Here is a 20,422-nt window from a genome sequence, read left to right on the forward strand (position 1 = left end):
CTTATTCTACATCTCTTGATGTCCTACTATCGGGACTGTCAGGCAGAATCTCAAGAACATCCTCAATATTACAGTTCAATTTCTGACAGATCCGGTCAATAACTTCAAGTGAAACAATCTCATCCCGCCCCATCTTACTCATAGTGCTTGTGCTGACACCAGCAAGCTCACATAAATCCTTTTTTCGCATCTTTTTGTCGATCATAAGTTTGAATAATCTTTTGTATGATACTGCCATTTTTCATCGCCTTATTACTTTCAAAGTGGTTTCCTAAACATCCAAAATTATATTAACATTATAATATATCACGCTTTAAGAGTAAATAAAAAATGCCGACATCTCATAAGTTCATAAGTTATCTCATAAGTCTCAAGTCTTGCGCACGCAGAGCATGGACGCTATCCACGCTCATTTTCTTGTATGGGAGAACCCCACTCCAATTTCTTCGCAAAGCAGCCCCAGCAACGCCGGCTGCACATTCGTCTCGGACGCTTTGCTGTCCCTCCTATTTGTTTTTGGAAATAATCCACTTTGCTTTTCTTCTGGTCCCTTGCTGTTCAAGTATGCCTTGTTCTTTTAATTCCGAAAAAATTCTGGAGATTGTTCTTTTAGATACCCCAAGCTTCTCTGCATACTGTGCCTGCGTTTCTGTCGGATATTTGGTAATGATCTTCAGTAGTTTTTGAATATGATCTGAGAGATTTTTATCTGTGTATAACACTTCATCAACGCCATTTTCAATGCCATTTTTAACGCCATCAGTGCCATTTTTAACGCCATCAATGCCATTTTTTTCTGTATCAACGCCATTCTTAATGCTAATGGCATTATTTTGCTCCCGGTAAATGTTGATACGCAAGTCAACCTCACCGCCAATAAACTCCGGATCCCGCAGTCCAGCAGATTTTACTTTATCAATGATTCTCGGAATACCACTTCCCCAATGCTCGATCAGATTCATGTATGCAAATGCATGAGCAAGTGCTTCATTCCTAATTTTAGAATATCCTTTTTTCATGCGCTCTATGGTCTGTCCCATTGGCAGCTTTCCAGGAGAAGTAATTTCCAGGCGGTTGTCATATACTGCAACTTGTATCGTACCATGATCCAGATAGCTCCGATGCACCATTGCATTGATAATCAACTCACGAATAGCATCCGGTGGAATTTCATAAACATCCTGTCGATAAAGCCCCACAATCGTCGCACCCAGGTGAATATTTCGCAAAACAAACTGAAATGCCTCGTCTATCTGTTCCCAAAGCGGACCTGTATACTCTCTACGATCAACAAATACCGCTTTTGTTGTTCCTTTGAACACGCCACATTGCGTTGCAACATGCAGTCCTCCCTTGCCCGTTAGAATCGCAAAAGCATTGGATGGATAATCTTTTCCTTCACGCTCAATCAATACTCCCCAGGAACGGAGCTGCTGTCTGCCAACGTCTTTGATGGACGCTTTTTGCTCCTCGTTATGAGCATTTTTAACTGCCTGATCCTTCATTGCTTTGCAAAGAGCATCAATATCTTCATCTGTAATGGTCAGTCCGGTGCACAAAGCCTGGTCAAAATAACGGTTACTTCCCTCAAACATCAGCTCTTTTATCATGTACTCATCGGCAAGGCGGGTAGTTCCGGCAACACGGACATATACACCGCCTTCTCTGCCAAGAGCTTTGATATAATACGGTCGCTGTCTGCCTTCAGAAATTTCCACTACAATGACTGTTTTACCGTCAACTGTCTGTAATGTAATATCCGGAATAATTGCCGGTTCGCAGCTATCCGATACGGCATTGGCAATGGCATCCATTTTTTTGAACACATCTTCCTTGTCAAAGCCAATAACCTCTCTGGTTTTATCTGCAATTCCGAAAATGATTTTTCCTCCGGTTCCATTTGCAAATGCAACCACAGACTTCATATATTTAATGCTTTTCTCCGGCAGGTTCTCTTTGAACTCCACATTCTTCGATTCTCCTGCAAGAATTTCTTCTATGGTCATTGTAACACCTCGCTCTCTTTGGTAGCATTCGCCACCTGATTATTTTGAGTCGCTTTCTGTTTCCGAAGAATCCGCTTTTTCTACTGTTCCTCTTTTTTATCAGGTATAAACTCCATGATGTCTCCAACATCGCAATTTAACACAGTACAAATTTTTTCAATTACATCCATACTGACATTTTCATCTTTAGACAGCTTTGACATGGTTGTCGTGCTGAAACCAGTCTGCAGGCGTAAATCCTTTTTTATCATATCTTTATCGATCAACATTTTCCAAAGTTTTTTATAGCACACTGCCATATTGTCACCTCTTACCATTATCTATTTCATCTTCAGTATTTCACTTCTTTTATCATACCATAGGAATGCGAACAGTACAATCAATACAGCACTTTTTCGTATCCATGCTTTACAAACTCGCATTTTAAATTTATTATGACTGCAATTCTGATCTGCAAATGTGATCTTTCTTTACCTGCTGTTCGTTCCAAAGAAAAAAGTGTATCAGCTACAGCCAATACACTCTTATCATTTTCCTTAAATCACTCTATAATGTCCCCTTCACCCCATCATCCTCTCCCGCATCTCCCGCAGGATCTTCTTCTCCAGCCGTGACACCTGAACCTGTGAAATTCCAAGTCGGGATGCGATTGCAGTCTGGGTCTGGTTTTCAAAATAGCGCAGCTTTATGAGCTGCTGTTCCCGCTCCCCGAGGTCAGAGAGAAGCTCTGACAAAACGATCCTGTCCAGGACGCGGTCGTTCTCTGATGTCTTTTCCGCGATCTTATCGGCCAGGCAGCCTCCGGTCCCGTCACCGGGATCAAACGGCTCATAGATGGAGCCGACTCTCGCCCCGGCTTCCATGGATGCCGCCACCTCCTCACGGCTCGCCCCCACGGACTTTGCAAGTTCCTCCACGGTCGGCTCCCGCCCGAGATCCGCTTCCAGCTTCTCTCTCGCCGCTCCGACCTTCCCGGCAAGCTCCTTTAATGGTCTGCTGACCTTGATCATGCCGTCGTCGCGGAGAAACCGGCGGATCTCCCCGAGGATCATCGGCACCGCATACGTTGAAAACCGGACGCCAAGCTCTGTGTCAAACCGGTCAATGGCCTTCATGAGCCCGATATTTCCGATCTGGAACAGATCTTCCACTTCCGTTCCACGGCCCGCAAACCTCTTTACAATACTCCAGACAAGTCCTGCATTCTCCATAACGAGCCGGTCTCTCGCCTCTTTATCCCCTGCGTGTGAACATTTTAAAAGTTCCGCAGTGTCCGCCATCCCGTCACCTGCCGATCTTCTTTTTCATCGTGACGGAGGTTCCCTTTCCCGGCGCGGAGACGACCTCCACCTGGTCCATAAACGCCTCCATGAAGGAAAATCCCATGCCGGACCGACCGTCCTCCGGGCATGTCGTGAACATCGGCTCCATCGCCTGCTCCACATCCGCGATCCCGACGCCCTCGTCACGGACCGTCACGGAAAACAGCCGCTCTTTTTCCCATGCCGTCGCAGCGAGAGTTATTTTCCCTTTCCCGCCCCGGTATCCGTGGATCACCGCATTCGTCACCGCCTCCGAGACTGCCGTTTTAATGTCATCCAGCTCTTCCAGGGTCGGATCCAGGCGGCTCGCAAAGACAGCCGCGACAACTCTCGCAAACTCCTCATTCTCGGACCGGCTCTCCATCACGAGTTCCATCGTCTCACACGCCGCCGTCTCCTCGCCTTTCCCATTCTGCACATTCTTCACCGTCGTCTCCATCCCTATACCTCCCTGCTGTAGATCGCTTCTTCCTTTGACTCATACTGGTGCATCAGTCCCAGGATCCCCGCAACCTTCAGAACGCGCATGACCTGCGGGCAGGCGCCGTAAAAGCTTGTGTGCCCCGCCTTCATCTGCTTGTAGCGGTTTAAGAGGACCCCAATGCCGGAGCTGTCCATAAACCGCGTCCGCGTAAAATCAAAGATGATCCTGGAAACATAATTTTCCGCCATCAGAAGATCTGTCTCATAACGCAGATTCCTGCAGTTATGGTGGTCAAACTCCTTCGGCAGATGAATGATAAGTGTCGGACCTTTCGCCTCGTATACAAATGAATCTTCCATATGTTCTTCCTCTCCTTTTCTATAATCTGATTATTTCCGGCCAAACAAAAAGAGACCTCACAGCTTTTCTTCTGTAAAGTCTCTTGATCATTTTTATTTGATTTCTAGTATCCCCGCTCCGTCTTCGCCTTCTCCGCAAACTCCGAATCCGCAAAGTTCATGATGACCTGTCCGAACATCTGGTTCGCATTGTCGGTGTCGCCCTTTGACTTGTACACCATGCCCATGTCGTAGATGACTTCCGGGTTCTTGTCGTCGATCTCCATGTATTTTTCATAATAGTGGAGCGCTGTGTCATAGTCACCGGCAGCTGTGGACTGAGCAGCCGCCGCCATAAGGACCGCCGGGGCATTTGTGTCCATGTCCGCTTTGATCTCATTTAAGATCGCCACAGAACTGTCATCCGTGATCTTCGACTGATCCATGTCCACATAGCTTAAAACCGCCGTGTTCATGTCCCCTTTTCGGTACGCATCGAGGATCTTTGCGAGTGTCGCATACTGGTTTACCGTGCTTCCTGAATCCCCCTTCAGGTCATTTAACTGACCTTCCGCGTCCTCCTTCTGCTTCTGGTAATCCTCAACCTGGAGCTTTAACTTGTCCGTCTCCTGGTTTGCGAGATTCAGCTTATCCGTGTAGGACTGCATCTCCTGATTATGTTCATAATTGAGCGCCCGCTCTCTCGCCGGCATGATGAGGAATACGACCATGACCGCGCCCAGGACAAGACCGATGCCGATATTGATGATCGACTGCCAGCCTGTATTCTCCTTATAAGTCGGCGGCAGGATCACATCATCATCCTGCATTTCCCGGTGGGAGAACGCATTTTTCAGCTTTCTCTTTTCCACCTCCGCCTTTCCGGTATGCTCTTTTACATACTCCATGTACCGGGTGGCCTTCTCGTTGTTGTTGTCGATCTGGAGCACCTTGACCAGGGACTTTCCCGCCTTCACATAATCGCCGTGCTCCATGTAGAGGAGCGCGAGGAGCAGATGCGCCTTCACGAAATTCGGCTTCTCGTCGACGATCCTCTTTAACTGCAGAACTGCGAGATCATCGCTGTCATTCTGCGCATAAAACAGTGCCTGGTTGAATTTCTTCACCATCTGGCTCGCGATCTCCAGCTGTCCCGGCTTTCTCTGCACCTCGTCAAGGTAATGGTCCGCGCGGTTGTTGTCCGGCTGGAGATTGATGCTGATGACCCACTGGATCAGCGCATCCGACGTCTCCCCCATCTCGTAAAAGATGAGTCCCAGAAGGTTTCTGGCATCCGTGTGGTATTTATTAAACTGCAGGGCGCGCTTTAAAAATCTCGCCGCCCCTGAAAGGTTTCTCTCCTTTGCCATTTCCAGACCACGGTTATAATAGCTGTTCGCCGCGTACTGGATCTTCTGCATTTCATCCATATATTACTTTTCCTTCTTGATATCCTTCATGATGTCCATCATGATGTCAGCCATATCTGTGAGGTCACTCTTTACGATCGCATCGCTGACCGCCTCGACCTCCAGACTCGGTTTAAAACGCTCGATCTCTTCTTCAAAATTGATCATATCTGTCTCTCCTTTATCGCTGCAGTCCGTTCCATGCACGAGACCGCCGCTCCTGCTGCCGCTTTCGTATCTTCCGCGGCATCCGTTATCACTTTTCTCAGCCTGAGTTCCCGAAACACTCCTTCACTTCCCCCGCCAGATACAGCGATCCGGCGATCAAAGTCAGATCATGCTCCCCGTGAATGCGGAACAGACGGTTTAACGCCTCTTTCACATCCGGACAAACCAGGATTTCCGTTTTTTTCCCGCATTCCTGATCGGCAAGCACTTTTGCCGCCTCCTCCAGTTCCCTGACGGAAAGCGTCCGATGGGACTCCATCTTCGCAAGGATCCAGAAATCCGGCTGCAGACGCTCTCTGATCTCAGCCAGCATCTCCGGGTACTTCTTGTCCGCGGAGACCGCAAACAGGATCCTCACATGATCCGGATCCCGCAATTTCTTCAGCCTGCAGGCCGCATCCAGGAACGCCCGGATCCCATCCTCATTGTGCGCCCCGTCAAGGTATACGCCCGGACAGATCTGTTCCATCCGCGCGGGCCATTTTGCTTTCCGAACCCCTGCCTTCGCCTGCTCCGGTGTCACAGGAAGTCCCGAGATATCTAACGCCCGGATCGCCAGCGCCGCGTTCATAAACTGGTAAGGCGCCTCAAACGGGATCTCAAACAGCACATCTCTTCCGCGGTAAGACAGCTCCAGCAGATTTCTGTCCAGCCGGGCAGCCGTATCAGCCTCCATACCCGCGAGATGGGTTCGGATCCCGCGACCTGCCGTCTCCGGCGTCACAGGAAACTTTTGTACTCCCAGCTCCTCAGCCTTCGCAGAAATCACCGCTGCCGCCTCCGGAGAACTGCAGTCATATACCACAGGATGGCCCCGCTTTATGATCCCCGCCTTGTGCGCCGCGATCTCCGCGATCGTCGATCCCAGAAACGCCGTGTGATCGATGCTGATGGACGTGATGACCGAAACAAGCGGATCCTCCACCACGTTCGTCACATCATATGTACCTCCCATTCCCGTCTCCAGGACCAGAACCTCCACACCGGCATTCCGGAAAATACAAAGTCCCATGTAAAACAAAAACTCAAAGTAGGTAGGATGAAGCGTTCCCCGCGCAGTCCATTTCTCACAGGCAGCCTGCACCTCCAGAAACGCCCTTACAAAATCCGCCTCCGGGACCATCACCCCGCCGATCAGAAACCGCTCCCGGATATCCACCAGATGCGGCGAAACAAACGTTCCGCACGGGATTCCCGCTTCGCAGAGCATCGATGTCAAAAAAGCACAAACCGAACCCTTTCCGTTCGTCCCGGCAACATGGATCACCTGAAACTCCCGGTCCGGATCGCCCAAAAGCCCGAGAAACTCCCGTATCTTCGGGATCCCGCTCTTCTTCCTCGCATACCCCGGGATTGCCTCGATCTGATCCCACGCCTCCTGCATCGTTATGTACTCCAAGAAAACTCCTCCTCGTCGTGACCTGCTTCTCTCACATATGATACCCGTTTCTCATCAAATTTGCAACCTGAACCTGTCGGAACAATTCGACGCATTCCAGCAAAACTCACCACACATGGACATTCACCGCCATCACCGAGCAAAGCGCCAGCGAGCGACCCATATATCATTGCCAGCCACCAGCGGTGAGCATCCGGACAGGAGTGCCTGGACGCTCACCGCGTACTTCCGCCAACCTCTCAGACAACCTTCCCTTCAAAACAGAACAGCCACAGGTAATAAACACCTGCGGCTGCCCCTACATCATCAGCACTTTCGCGCTATCACTTACTTTCCAAGCTGCGCCAACCGAGTCTTCACCTGCTCCATCATCTCTGTATACTTCTGAAGCTTCGCTCTCTCCTCATCGATCTTCGCCTGCGGCGCCTTGCTCACAAACTTCTCATTCGCAAGCATTCCGTTTACACGCGCAAGCTCCTTCGTAAGACGCTCCTCTTCCTTCTTCAGGCGCTCCGTCTCTTTCTCGATATCAACAAGCTCCGCAAACGGCATATAGATCGCTGCCTTCGGGATCACTGCGGATACGGCATCCTCGCCGATTCCTGTCTTATCCTTCTGGATCACAACCTCATTCGCAGAAGCAAGCGTGCTGAAGAATACACGGCTGTTCTCAAAAATCTTTGTGAGATCAGCATCCTCAGTCACAACGAACACCTTCGCCTTTCTGCTCGGCGGAACATTCATGGATGTACGCACATTACGGATCGCGCGGACAGCCTCCTTGATGACCTCGACTGCATGCTCATCCTCAGCGAAATTCCACTCTTCCTTATATACCGGCCAGGAGGAGATCATGATGGACGGCTCATCATCCTGTAAATTGCAGAAGATCTCTTCCGTGATGAACGGCATGAACGGATGTAAAAGCTTTAAGGAATTGATCAGGACTGTCTTTAAGGTCCAGATCGCCGCCGCCTTCGTCTGGTCCTCATCGTTCCAGAGACGCGGTTTTACCATCTCGATGTACCAGTCACAGAACTCCTCCCAAACGAAATCGTAAACCTTCTGGAGGGCAATTCCGAGCTCGTACTTGTCCATGTTTTCCGTAACTTCCTTCGCAAGATCATTGACCTTGGAGAGGATCCATTTATCTGCTGCCGTAAGGTCACTGAGCTTCGCCTCGCCTGCCGGTGCCTTCTCGATATTCATCATGATGAAACGGCTCGCGTTCCATACCTTGTTTGCGAAGTTTCTGCTCGCCTCGACTCTCTCCCAGTAGAAACGCATATCGTTTCCAGGAGCATTTCCTGTCATAAGAGTCATACGGAGAGCATCTGCACCGTACTTGTCGATGACTTCCAGCGGATCGATCCCGTTTCCTAAGGACTTACTCATCTTGCGTCCCTGGGAATCGCGGACAAGGCCGTGGATCAGGACCGTATTGAACGGGCACTCGCCGGTCTGCTCAAGTCCGGAGAATACCATACGGATGACCCAGAAGAAGATGATGTCGTATCCGGTAACGAGAACGTCTGTCGGATAGAAATACTTCATCTCGTCGGTCTCCTTCGGCCAGCCGAGTGTGGAGAACGGCCATAATGCGGAGGAGAACCAGGTATCGAGGGTGTCCTCATCCTGCTTTAAGTGTGTGCAGCCGCATTTCGGGCACTTCTCCGGCATCATCTTTGCAACCGTCATCTCACCGCACTCTTCGCAGTAGTAAGCCGGGATCCTGTGGCCCCACCAGAGCTGTCTGGAGATACACCAATCGCGGATTCCCTCGAGCCAGTGGAGATATGTTTTTCCGAAGCTCTCCGGAACGAATCTTAATTTGCCGCTCTTTAATGCCTCGATCGCCGGTTTTGCCATCTCATCCATCTTTACGAACCACTGCGGTTTTACCATCGGTTCTACGGTCGTGCCGCAGCGGTCGTGGGTGCCGACATTGTGGCTGTGCGGAACAACTTTCACGAGAAGTCCCATTTCCTTCAAATCCTCGACCATGGCTTTTCTCGCCTCATAGCGGTCCATGCCGAAGTATTTGCCCGGAACATTGATCGTCGCATCGTCGTTCATGATGCAGATCTCTTCCAGGTTGTGGCGTTTTCCGACCTCGAAGTCGTTCGGGTCGTGAGCCGGTGTGATCTTTACGCAGCCGGTTCCGAATTCCTTGTCAACATACTCATCTGCGATTACCGGGATCTCGCGGTCTGTGAGCGGAAGCTTTAACATCTTTCCGATGATATCTTTGTAGCGCTCGTCCTCCGGATTTACGGCAACGGCTGTATCGCCGAGCAGTGTCTCCGGTCTTGTGGTCGCAATCTCAACGAATCTTCCCTCTTCGCCTACGATCGGGTAGTTGATGTGCCAGAAGAAGCCGTCCTGCTCCTTGTGCTCAACCTCAGCGTCGGAGATGGATGTCTTGCAGACCGGACACCAGTTGATGATCCTGGATCCTTTATAGATATATCCTTTCTCATAAAGGCGTGTAAATACCTCTAAAACAGCCTCGGAGCAGCCTGCGTCCATCGTGAAGCGCTCTCTGTCCCAATCCGCGGAGGAACCGAGTTTGTGGAGCTGCTTGATGATCCTTGTGCCGTACTCCTCTTTCCACTTCCAGGCCTCTTTTAAGAATCCCTCACGTCCGAGGTCGTTCTTGTTGATGCCCTCTTTCTTTAACTTGTCGATAACCTTGACCTCGGTAGCGATGGCTGCGTGGTCAGTACCCGGCTGCCAGAGTGCCTCGTAGCCCTGCATTCTCTTGTAACGGATCAGGATATCCTGCATCGTGTTGTCAAGAGCGTGGCCCATATGAAGCTGTCCTGTGATGTTTGGCGGCGGCATTACGATCGTGAACGGCTTCTTGCCCTCACGTCTTCCTCTCTCCGCATCTGCATGGAAATACTTGTTGTCCAGCCATTTCTGGTACAGGCGGTCTTCAATGTCCGCCGGATTGTAGGTCTTTTCCAGTTCTTTCATGGTCTTCTCCTTATTCTTTTCTACATCTGTTTTCTTACGATGGCATATTCATCATCAAGCTGGTAGAACCCGCAGGAAAAATCACTTCCCCGAAGGAACGCAGACATCTCGTCCTCGTCCAGATCCGCCTCGCAGACGTAGTAGCCATACTCTTCATCATATGTGTAAAAGGCGCAGGTCTCGCAGTTTGTGATTTGTACTTTTTTCTGTTTGGAATCTTTCTTTGTCATCGTTTTGTACTCCTGTTGCCGATGCCTTTTGTTTTTCCGGAAATCCTGCCGGACTTTCCCGCTAAAACAAAAACGCCCTCTGCACATTCATGCAAAGGGCGAATCACCGCGTTACCACCTTTATTCACCATCCCCAGGACCTTCCGATCCTTCAGACAGTATCTCATTTGTTCTTAACGAGGTTTCTCCCCGGGAACAGCTACTTTCCGTTCACTGCTCCGGCTCCGAAGCTACCTTCCATTTCCGCATTCCCAAACCGTCTTCCAGCCAATGGACAGTTCTCTCTGGAGGCGCAAAAAATGTACTCCTCTTCTTCCCAGCTTTTCACTTGTTTCCCAGACCGGCTCTTTCTTTCATCCGGTTCGCTTCACAGCCGCAAATATTTTCCGACTGCTCTTTCCTAATATAGTAGAATCCTGATAAAATGTCAAGGAAAAAGTCAGCAAAATCCACCACTGTCCCTGTATCACACAGGATTTTCCGGTCCAAAAACTTCTGCCCGTGAAAATGATCTTACAGCATTCTCCTGTATTCCATCTTCCAGCGGTTCAGCACATCCCCCGCCGCCGCGATCCGGCCGGCCGGGTCTTTCTCGAACACAGCGGCAAGTTTTAAGGTCTCCGGCGCTTTTTCCGCCTCTTCCCTTGCCTCCTTCACTTCCTGATCCCAGACTTCCTTGTCATCCTCCCCGATCATCTCCTGGAACTTATCTTTTAATTTAAGCTCCGGATTCAGCGCCGTGAGGAAGTACATGCGCTTCACATACTCCGCCTCCGCCTTTGCATTCCAGGCGTTCTCGTAGGCATGCATCGCCTTCTGGTAGCAGAAAAGCTTCGCATAGCAGGCTGCAATGTTGTTCCAGACTTTCCCGCGGAAATCCCCGGAGAGATGGCGTCCTGCCCCGTCTAAGATCTGCTCGTAGATCGTGACTGCTTTTCCGAAGAGATCAAGACCGTAAAAATAATCCGCACGGCGTTTCTTGTATTCTTCCTCCGTGAGTTTCTTTAATCCGTTTACCGTCTGACGGTAAACAGCCTGCTCCTTCGGGGAATAATAGTTGCACTCCTGAAGGATCAGATACAGGATCTCCTCCGTCGCACCGCGGCTCTCCATCCATTTTTCGATCTTCTCCGCGAGGAACGGCATGCGCAGCTCACTCCGGAGGAACTCCGTGAGGCGGCTGTCGATAAAGTCCTCCAGAACCAGCAGCGGATTATTGTAGATCACATAGCAGAGCTCCTGGGAAGAATAGATATGGATCCCAAGATCTTCGATATAAAGAGGAATCTTCACAGGCTCCTGTCTGCAGAGAATCAGACTCATAACGTCACCTCCTGGCGGACCACCGCGTCCGTCTTCGGGAACAGCTCCCCGAATCCCTGGTCTGTGAGCTTGACCACCATCGTCTTCTCATCGAGGAAGCCGACAGCCACCCGGATCTTCGTCGTCTTATTCGGACGCTCCGGGAATCCGTCAAGGGTAACCTTCACCTGGCGTTTCTTTTTCGGCTCCTGCTGCGGCGTGATCGTAAACATGATCTCACGTTCCCCGTCCGGGATCACTTCGACCACACTTCTCGCCTCATACCAGCTCTCACCGGCAGATGCCAGGACGAGCTCCGACTTCGCGTCCCGCTTCATGACCTCCATGGAGACCGTGGACCATAATTTGCCCTCACAGAGGCAGACAAATGACGGGGAATCGCTCTCGGTTAAGTATTCCTCCGCCTTCATGGCAGCGCCCTTCGCAAAGAGAGCCGTCTCCACAAAGACTCTTCTCCTGTTGCAGATCTGTTTCATGAATTCCGGCGCCCAGTCTGTTCTCGCAAAGCCTTTTCCCGTCAGGAAGATCGAGGAAAAGATCTTTTTCTGCAGAAAACGCTCCCCGCAGGCGCAGAGGATCTTATCCGCCATCTTTGCCCCGGAGCCTGTATCCAGGACGCTCAGGCTAAAGCCCTCTTCCAGCTCCTCGTGCTCCGCCATGGCCGTCATCTGGCGGGGTCCTCTCGTGACCTTCAGTTCATAGTAGCGCAGATCTTCGTCCGACAGGGAGAACATCCCCACCTGGCCTCCCCAGACGTCTCTCCTCTGGTTTAACACATAGTGGACAAAACATTCCGTGTGGCTTGCGATATGGATGCATCCCTTCGGAACGCCTAGGGCCTCCACGCTGGCCGTAAGACCTTCTAAAAGCTTCATCTCCATGTTTTTCAGGCTGATGACCAGCTCGTCGATCTTCTGCCCGCCGTACTCTGCCCGGACCATGGCGAGGATGCTGCCCAGGAATCTCTGCAGCAGCTCCATTCCGCCGTATTTCACGCCTCCGATAGTGGACGTTCCTTCTTTTGCCGCCAGGCTAAGGAGCTTGTCAACGATGACTCCCTCGCCCACCAGCGTATATTTGTACGCATCTTCCCCCACATACCACTCTTCCGCAGCCTTCTTTCTGCAGATGACGGTCGGGAGCATCCACGCATCCTCACGCCCCAGGACAGCTGCCTGGGTGTAGTTATCGCAGAGGTCGATGCCAATGATCAGTTTCTCCATTCCTTTGTCCTCGTTACGCCAGACGGAACAGTTTTTTCGCGATCTGACTGTCCGTCACATATTCTGTCATGCTTTCTTTCAATTTCCGGTCATCCTTCATTCCGAGATAGAGATTCATGGAATTCAGAGCCGTAAAGCGGTTGCCTTTGTCCCCGGTCGCCGGTTCGCTGCAGGTCACTTCGCCCTCCGCCTTCTTCACCATCGTTCCGTCCTCATTCTCCCAGATCTCGTATTCCATGATCTCGCCGTCAAATAAGAGCTTCTGACGCACATAGATCCCCTTATAGACCATGTTCATCTCTTCCTCATGGAACTCTTCCTCATCCGGCAGGATCCGGATCTTTAAGATCGGTCTTCCGTCCGGCCGTCCATGGTACTCAATGATCTCCTTGTCCATGACTTCGCCCGGCATTTCCACATATCTCGCCAGATCCCTATACCACGCAAATACCATGCCGCGTGCGGAGAGAATATCCATCATCCGGGAGAGAAGCTCTTTCTGCTCCTCGGAGATGGATGCCTGGCCAGAGTAGAATTTTGCCAGTGCCAGAAGATAGATTTCCGGGACTTTCCGAAGCTCCATCCCATGGATTGCGCCTTCCAGGTACGCAAACACTTTATCCCCCGGGACGACATCCCGCAGAAAATACTCCGTACACTTCACCGTAAAGTACGCCTTCACAATCACATCGCTGGTCTCTTTTCTCGACGCATAGAGATCAAATACCGTGTCCATATGTTTCTCACAGCCGGAGAACAGGTACTGGGCAAGCAGGCGCTCCTCCAGATCGTATGTCTCCACATGGTTCTTCACAGCCTCCGCAAGGATCCGGTACATGGATTCGCCGCTGCCGTTATAATGTTCACAGAGATAATCAAGGATCACGCTGTCTCCGTGACCGTCCGCGAATACGCGGCCCGCGAGGTGGAGAAGCAGCTCATCCTCCTCGAACATCCGGTCCAGGATCAGCTGGGATACAAGGGCCGCAAGCCGTTTCACGCGGATCTGCTCCTCGCCGAACTCTTTGATCATCTCGTAGGCCTGGACCATGTAACTCTGGACGATCAGCGTCTCGCAGACATCCACACGCTCCGGTCTGGAGAGTGTCTTTTTATCAAGTTTTAAGAGGTACGCACCGCCCTCCGCGTCCATCACCTCATCATCGCCTGAGAGAGCCGCGCGGTAATAGGAAATGATCCTCGTCAGCATCTTCTGCTGATAGGCAGGTTTCACCGGGAGGTTGTCCAGAGCCGTCTCGAGCTCAGTCACATCCTCTTTATCGAGATCTTTTTTCTTCATGATCTCCAGGCACGCCTTCATCTTTAACATCGGGTGCTCCGGATACATCTCAAAGCATTTTTCTTCCAGTTCTTTCTCGTCGAGAACCGGTTCTTTCGTATATTCCACGTCCAGATACCTGTTTCCGAAGGTATCCTGGAACATGATCACACTGTCCTCAAAAAACAGCGGCACATAGGCCGTCTGGTCCTGCAGTGGGTAAGCGTCCTCGCCGGTCAGGATCTCGTTGGAGACGATCACATATTTCATCGCCGAATCTTTGACCCGGATCCGGTTCGCCTTTAAGATCCCCGGTAAGACCCGCGCCACCTGTTCATCGATGATGTCCCGGTAGATGATATGTTTGTAGATCACCGCGAGTCTCTTATTGATCCGGGACTCGAACAGCTGCTCCATGGCAAACTTTTCCATCTCGCGCTCGTATTTTTTATAGAGCGGATCATCCTGAGGAATATAGGCAGCCACGTTCGCGTAGAGAGCCGCCCGGCTCTTCTGGTCCAGGTGGGCGCTCTCGTAGGAGAAGTATAAAAGGACCTGGCGCGGCATCATCTGCTCGTAGGAATCCGGAAGCGCATAGAGGAAATATTCATAGATCCTCGTGAGACTGATCTCCTGGCTGATCCCCTTTTCATACCACGAAAAGCTCTCTTTTCCGCGGACATTTCCCTTGATCAGGAGACAGCATACCGCAGTCAGCATCTCCTTCGTCGGATACTTTTCATAAAGCTTTGCGAGCAGTCTGTAATACAGGCGGTGGAAGAATTTCGCCCCCGGCGCCAGCGCACAGATCCGCTCCGCCAGTTCCTCCCCCACAAGTCCGTTCATCGCCCCGTAGTAGAGAGCGTGGATCTCAAAGACATCCATCGTCTTTAAAAGCTCCGGGTTCTTCCCGAAAAGCCGGATCGTCTCGATATAGAGGAACGGGCTGCGGCAGCCGTTCTTATACTGCATCTTAAAGCTCTCCGCGAGCGCTTCCTCCTCCTCATACATCTCCGGCATCATTTTCAGCTGTAAAAGCTGCAGATAAAATCTCCCGTTGGCATCCTCCAGTTTCTTCCGGAACAGGCGGATCACCGCGTCCTTTTTCTCCTCATCCGGCTCCAACCGGTACTGAAGGTACTGATAGTAGCAGTAAAGTGTTCCGAGACGGTCTCTCAGAGCCGCGACCGTCTCCCAGGAATCATCCAGGCATAACGCTGCCTGATCCGGTCTTCCCGCATCCAGATACGTCTCCGCCTGGAGTAAGGACAGGATCACGGAACCGCCGTTTGCGCCGCGGATCGCATCCAGCTCATTCTGGATCTTTCCGAGAACGAGTTTTTTGTCGTAAAGTCCGCTCTCATAAGCTTCGCGGAGTTTCATATACCGGCAGACACCGGCCTTGCTGATCTCGCCCTCGGCGCGCTTTTTCTCCGGTTCCTCTCCCATTGCCTCGATCCGGATCACCGTATCTCCGTGGACCGTGAGAAGACGGATCGCACCCAGGTTCTTTCCGCGGTGCATCCGCTCCGGATGGATCCGGAAGCGGAGATCCAGACGGTCATCCTCAAAATCCGCCTGAGTGATGACTTTTTTCGGGATCTCGATGAAATCACCGTCAGCACGGACTTCCATATAGATATATCCCCAGGTGTTCTTCCGGAGGACTACTTTATCGCTCACGATATCCTTCGGTCTGTCGTAGACCTTTTTCGCCGTCGAAAGAGTCAGTTCGATCGGCTCCTTCACGCCTGCTGCCAGGAAGAACTCTTCCAATGCATTCTGGCGGTTTCCATGTCCCTTCAATCCCTCATAGATCGTGCGGATCTTCAGGTCCTTAAAGAACGGCGCTTCCGTAAAATCCCGGTACTCCATAAGTCGCAGCGCCAGATCCATATCTCTTTTTGCCAGCTCCACAAAGTCTTCCATCGTCTTCAGGGTTGACAGGACACGGACGGACTCGATCATCTCGACACGAAAAAGAAAAGGAACCTCCAGTTCTCCGCTGTTCGTGACAAGCGTGAAGTTTCCCCTGATCAGGTCTCCGTTCTCGCACCAGGAGGTGTCGACCTCGTAGACAATATGGTTTCTTAAGCCTCCGAAGGCACTCTTTAAGATCCTTACACGGCTGTGGCTTGAGTAGGCAAGACCTTTGATATACAAATTATTCTCGCTTGCCAGGTATAGTTCTCTTTTATAAACTGTATCGCTCCCCAGAGTCTCCTCGACCTTCGCAGGTTCAAGGAACAGCTTCGGCGTCTCCGCGTCCACGATTCCTCTGGAAAGGCGCATGATCCGTTCTCTCATATATTCATTCACCTTAAATTCATTATCCGATACCCGATCGCTCTGCGCCCCGCGCTTTTGCGATCTGCTGAAATATTCGTGGTATCATCATAGCACATTTTCCGTTCAAATTCACTACAATTTTCGACCTTTTTCATGGGAAGCCGGAAAAAGGACTTGAATCCGTTCAGTGAAACCTGTAAAATAGATGTATTCGCAAAGATTTTTACAGACTCTAAAATAAAGGAGCAACCCCTATGTTATCTGATCCGATCACGCTCTACAAACTGATGATCTTATATATGCTGGACCATGTCAACTTTCCGCTGACAAACTCCCAGCTCACGGATTTTTTCCTGGATCATGAATATACAACGTATTTTACGCTCCAGCAGGCATTAAATGAGCTGAAAGAGGCGGGGCTGATCCGGATGGAATCCACCCACAATTCCTCCCGCTACGAGATCACAAAAGAGGGTGACGACACGCTCTCCTTCTTCGGAAACAATATCTCCCCCGCGATCATCGAGGATATCGACAGCTACTTAAAAGAGAACAAATTCCGCCTCCGCAACGAGGTTGGCGTCATCTCCGACTTCTATAAATCAACAAACCAGGACTACATCGTTCACTGCGAAGTCCGGGAGGGAAAATCCATCCTCATCGGCTTCGATCTCTCCGTCCCCGACAAAGACCAGGCCGAGACGATGGCCAGCCACTGGAAGGAGCGGAGCCAGGAGATCTACTCCTATGTGATGAAAACGCTGATGAAGGGATGATATTCAAAAGCGGCATTTCCACAGATCATGTTCTGTGGCAATGCCGCTTTTTTGTTTACATTCTCTTATTCCTGTTCCTTCTTTGCGTTTTCCGCTTCCTTCGCAGCCTTTTTCGCAGCCCATTCCGCGGCTTTCTCCGCCTGGATCTCCTCCTCGGCGGTCAGAAGATCTTCTCCGGCAGCCATCTTGTCGATGAGCGTCCAGATATCCTCTCTTCCCTGCTTGGTCTCAGCGGAGAACGGGATCAGGATATCCTGTTTCTCCATTCCGAGACCGGTCCGGATGAGTTTTACCTGTTTCTGGATCTGGCTCCGCTTGATCTTGTCAAGCTTCGTCGCAATGATGACCGGGCGGAAGCCGTTGTAAACGATCCAGTCGTACATAGTCTTATCGTTGGCAGACGGCTCATGACGGATGTCCACGAGAAGAAAGACGCATTTTAACATCTGGGACTTATGGAGATAATTCTCGATCATCTTGCCCCATTTTACCTTCTCAGACTGCGGAACTTTCGCGTAACCGTAGCCGGGGAGATCCACGTAATAGAGATCTCCGTTGATGTTATAAAAGTTGATCGTCTGGGTCTTTCCCGGCTGGGAGGACGTTCTCGCCAACGCTTTCCGGTTCATGAGTGCGTTGATCAGGGAAGATTTTCCCACGTTTGATTTTCCCGCGAACGCGAACTCCGGAAGCGTATTCTCCGGCAGTGTGCTCGTCACACCGCAGACGGTCTCAAGTTCCACATTTCTGATAACCATTCCTATTCTCCTTCTATCTGGCTGGTGCAGCTTTCCTGTATCACGCGAACGCTTCGCGCACCACGTCGTCCATGGTCTTCACGAACACGATCTCCATGCCCTTCGTGATCTCCTTCGAGATCTCCGCCATATCCGGCCGGTTCTTGTCCGGCACGAGCACCTTCTTCATATGTGCCATTCTCGCCGCAAGTGTCTTTTCCTTTAAGCCTCCGATCGGCAGTACACACCCCCGCAGAGTGATCTCGCCGGTCATTGCAACGCTGGCGAGGACCTTTTTGCCGGTCACTGCGGAGAGCATCGCAGTCGCCATCGTGATGCCCGCGGACGGGCCATCCTTCGGCACCGCACCTTCCGGAATATGAAGATGCAGATCATGTTCCTTAAAATATTTGCTTTCCACACCATACCGGTCAGCCACAGATCTTACATACGTCAGTGCGATCTGCGCGGATTCCTTCATGACATCGCCCATCTGGCCTGTCATCTGGAGTTTTCCGTCGCCCGGCATCACATTCACTTCGATCTGGAGAGTATCCCCGCCAACGCTGGTCCATGCGAGACCTCTCACGATCCCGACTTCATCCTCCTCGTTGGCATTCTCGAAGGTGATCTTTTCTTTTCCGAGATACTTCTGAAGATTTCCCTCTGTGATATGCACGGATTTCCGTTTTTTCTCAAGGAATTCTCTTGCCGCCTTCCGGCAGATCTCGCCGATCCGGCGCTCTAAGTTCCTGACTCCGGCTTCCCTCGTGTAGTTGTGGATGATCTTTTCCAGCGCTTTATCGCTGAAGGAGAGCATTTCCCCTGTGAGTCCGTTTCTCTCTAACTGCTTCGGAACGAGATATTTCTTCGCGATATGGAACTTCTCATTCTCCGTGTAACTGGACACTTCAATCACTTCCATACGGTCAAGGAGCGGTCTCGGGATCGTGGACACATCGTTGGCTGTCGCGATAAAGAGGACTCCGGAAAGGTCTAACGGGATTTCCAGATAGTGGTCGCGGAATTTCCCATTCTGCTCTCCGTCAAGGACCTCAAGGAGCGCAGACGAGACATCTCCCCTGTAGTCCGCGGAGACCTTATCGATCTCGTCCAGGAGCATCAGCGGGTTCGCCACGCCTGCCTGGCGCATCGCATCGGCGATCCGGCCCGGCATCGCGCCGACATACGTCTTTCTGTGGCCGCGGATCTCCGCCTCATCGTGAATGCCGCCGAGGCTGATCCTTACATACTTCTTTCCGAGCGCGCGGGCCACGGATCTCGCAATGGAGGTCTTACCTGTTCCCGGCGGTCCCACAAGGCAGAGGATCGGGCTTGTGCCTTTCTTTGTGAGGGCGCGGACCGCAAGGAATTCCAGAACGCGGTCTTTTACCTGCTCCAGACCATAGTGATCTTCCTCCAGCACTTCCTTCGCATGGATGATGTCCTGATTGTCCCTGGACGTCTTCTTCCACGGCATCTCGAGGACCGTCTCGATATAGGTGCGCAGGACATTTGCCTCCTGGCTTCCGCCCGGCATGCCTTTGAAACGCTGGATCTCTTTTTTGATCTTCTCCTTTGTCTCCTTATCCGCATTCAGCTTTTCAAGCTGTTCCAGATACCCGTCAGCGTCCTCCGCCCCGGCATCATCTCCCAGCTCCTCACGGATGACCTTCAGCTCTTCCCTCAGGATGTAGTCGCGCTGGTTCTTATCGATATGTTCCTTTACTTTTCCCTGATAATCACGCTTGATCATCAGGATCTCGATCTCACGCATCAGATAATACACGATCCGGTCGTAGAGGTGGCTTACATAGTCACATTCCAGAAGCTCCTGCTTTACAGCAAAATCCCACGGGAATTCGTTCGCTGTCTGGGTCAGGAGCGGCTCCAGGTCTGTGATCACGAGGAGACTTCCGATAAAGTCCTTCACCGCCTTCGGGTTCGCGTTTCCAAACTCCTCAAGTTTTTCCTTGACGATCCGGCTCATCGCTTCCTTCACGGTATCCGAGAGCTGCTCCTCCTGCATCGGAGCGTCCTCGATCTCCGCCTCCAGATACTGTCCGTCTTCGAACAGTGTGAGAAGAGCCGCTCTCTCTAATCCTTCCACCATCACGCGCAGGATCCCGTTCGGCATTTTCACGATCTGTTTGATCTGGGATACCGTTCCCATCTGATACAGATCTGCGGCCGTCGGCACCTCCTGCTGTGGATTCCGCTGCGTCACAAGGTAGACCTTCTGGTCTCCCATCATGGCTGTCTCCACCGCGCGGACAGATTTTTCCCGGCTGATATCAAAATGCTGCACCATTCCCGGGAGGATCGTAAGTCCCCGGAGTGCCACAGCCGGCATCGTAATTTTCTTATCTTCCATTCATTTCTCCTGAGCGGAAATCCGTTTCCGACATTCCGATCGTCGTGATTTCCGCCTTTTTCTATGAGACAGTTTCAGACAGGTCA

General features: G+C 51.3%; 17 protein-coding genes and 1 other annotated feature. Of the genes, 1 reads left to right on the plus strand and 16 read right to left on the minus strand.

The features are described 5' to 3' along the window. Position 1: 1 nt before the first annotated feature. The 14 genes from V2546_RS07950 to V2546_RS08015 form a co-directional block, all read right to left on the minus strand. Positions 2-238 (minus strand): helix-turn-helix transcriptional regulator, encoded by a 237-nt coding sequence (locus tag V2546_RS07950; protein ID WP_329752017.1) that lies wholly within the window; start codon positions 236-238, stop codon positions 2-4. Positions 239-506: 268 nt separating this feature from the next. After that, a complete protein-coding gene (locus V2546_RS07955) occupies positions 507-2,006 on the minus strand; it encodes an RNA-binding domain-containing protein (protein WP_329752018.1) in 1,500 nt (499 codons plus the stop codon). An 80-nt stretch (positions 2,007-2,086) separates the two neighbouring features. After that, complete coding sequence (locus tag V2546_RS07960; RefSeq protein WP_118320908.1) at positions 2,087-2,305, minus strand: helix-turn-helix domain-containing protein; 219 nt, start codon at positions 2,303-2,305, stop codon at positions 2,087-2,089. A gap of 261 nt (positions 2,306-2,566) precedes the next feature. Further along, a complete protein-coding gene (locus V2546_RS07965) occupies positions 2,567-3,286 on the minus strand; it encodes a SigB/SigF/SigG family RNA polymerase sigma factor (protein WP_329752019.1) in 720 nt (239 codons plus the stop codon). Positions 3,287-3,290: 4 nt separating this feature from the next. Next, positions 3,291-3,704 carry an anti-sigma F factor gene (spoIIAB, locus tag V2546_RS07970; RefSeq protein ID WP_118297118.1) on the minus strand — a complete coding sequence of 138 codons (414 nt, stop codon included), beginning with the start codon at positions 3,702-3,704 and terminating at the stop codon, positions 3,291-3,293. Between the two features lie 65 nt (positions 3,705-3,769). Further along, positions 3,770-4,111 (minus strand): anti-sigma factor antagonist, encoded by a 342-nt coding sequence (locus V2546_RS07975; RefSeq protein WP_015554814.1) that lies wholly within the window; start codon positions 4,109-4,111, stop codon positions 3,770-3,772. Positions 4,112-4,215: 104 nt separating this feature from the next. Next, positions 4,216-5,520, minus strand: coding sequence for a tetratricopeptide repeat protein (locus V2546_RS07980; RefSeq protein WP_329752020.1), 1,305 nt, complete (start codon positions 5,518-5,520; stop codon positions 4,216-4,218). Positions 5,521-5,523: 3 nt separating this feature from the next. Continuing rightward, positions 5,524-5,667 carry a hypothetical protein gene (locus V2546_RS07985; protein WP_015554816.1) on the minus strand — a complete coding sequence of 48 codons (144 nt, stop codon included), beginning with the start codon at positions 5,665-5,667 and terminating at the stop codon, positions 5,524-5,526. A 97-nt stretch (positions 5,668-5,764) separates the two neighbouring features. Further along, on the minus strand, positions 5,765-7,126 hold the full coding sequence (locus V2546_RS07990; protein ID WP_329752021.1) for a folylpolyglutamate synthase/dihydrofolate synthase family protein: 1,362 nt from the start codon (positions 7,124-7,126) through the stop codon (positions 5,765-5,767). A gap of 327 nt (positions 7,127-7,453) precedes the next feature. Then, a complete protein-coding gene (locus tag V2546_RS07995) occupies positions 7,454-10,105 on the minus strand; it encodes a valine--tRNA ligase (RefSeq protein WP_118650249.1) in 2,652 nt (883 codons plus the stop codon). 20 nt (positions 10,106-10,125) lie between these two features. Beyond that, positions 10,126-10,335 (minus strand): DUF6472 family protein, encoded by a 210-nt coding sequence (locus V2546_RS08000; RefSeq protein ID WP_021906052.1) that lies wholly within the window; start codon positions 10,333-10,335, stop codon positions 10,126-10,128. 91 nt (positions 10,336-10,426) lie between these two features. Next, positions 10,427-10,662 (minus strand) — a binding site (T-box leader). A 186-nt stretch (positions 10,663-10,848) separates the two neighbouring features. Next, positions 10,849-11,658, minus strand: coding sequence for a hypothetical protein (locus V2546_RS08005; RefSeq protein WP_329752022.1), 810 nt, complete (start codon positions 11,656-11,658; stop codon positions 10,849-10,851). Further along, on the minus strand, positions 11,655-12,881 hold the full coding sequence (locus V2546_RS08010; protein ID WP_329752023.1) for a DUF5716 family protein: 1,227 nt from the start codon (positions 12,879-12,881) through the stop codon (positions 11,655-11,657). The genes V2546_RS08005 and V2546_RS08010 overlap by 4 nt, the downstream gene beginning before the upstream one ends. 13 nt (positions 12,882-12,894) lie before the next feature. After that, positions 12,895-16,467: a DUF5717 family protein gene (locus V2546_RS08015; RefSeq protein ID WP_329752024.1), complete on the minus strand. Its 3,573-nt coding sequence runs from the start codon at positions 16,465-16,467 to the stop codon at positions 12,895-12,897. A gap of 236 nt (positions 16,468-16,703) precedes the next feature. On the opposite strand from V2546_RS08015, the gene V2546_RS08020 reads away from it, so the two are divergent. Beyond that, the gene (locus tag V2546_RS08020; protein ID WP_118296847.1) at positions 16,704-17,225 is read left to right on the plus strand and encodes a DUF4364 family protein; all 522 of its coding nucleotides are present in this window, start codon (positions 16,704-16,706) and stop codon (positions 17,223-17,225) included. 65 nt (positions 17,226-17,290) lie between these two features. On the opposite strand, the gene yihA is transcribed toward V2546_RS08020, so the two are convergent. Beyond that, positions 17,291-17,983, minus strand: coding sequence for a ribosome biogenesis GTP-binding protein YihA/YsxC (yihA, locus tag V2546_RS08025; RefSeq protein WP_118296849.1), 693 nt, complete (start codon positions 17,981-17,983; stop codon positions 17,291-17,293). A gap of 40 nt (positions 17,984-18,023) precedes the next feature. After that, complete coding sequence (gene lon, locus V2546_RS08030; protein ID WP_118531747.1) at positions 18,024-20,336, minus strand: endopeptidase La; 2,313 nt, start codon at positions 20,334-20,336, stop codon at positions 18,024-18,026. Positions 20,337-20,422: the final 86 nt, after the last annotated feature.

Source organism: Clostridium sp. CM74B_53, from assembly GCF_036318045.1.
GTDB lineage: Bacteria > Bacillota > Clostridia > Lachnospirales > Lachnospiraceae > Pilosibacter.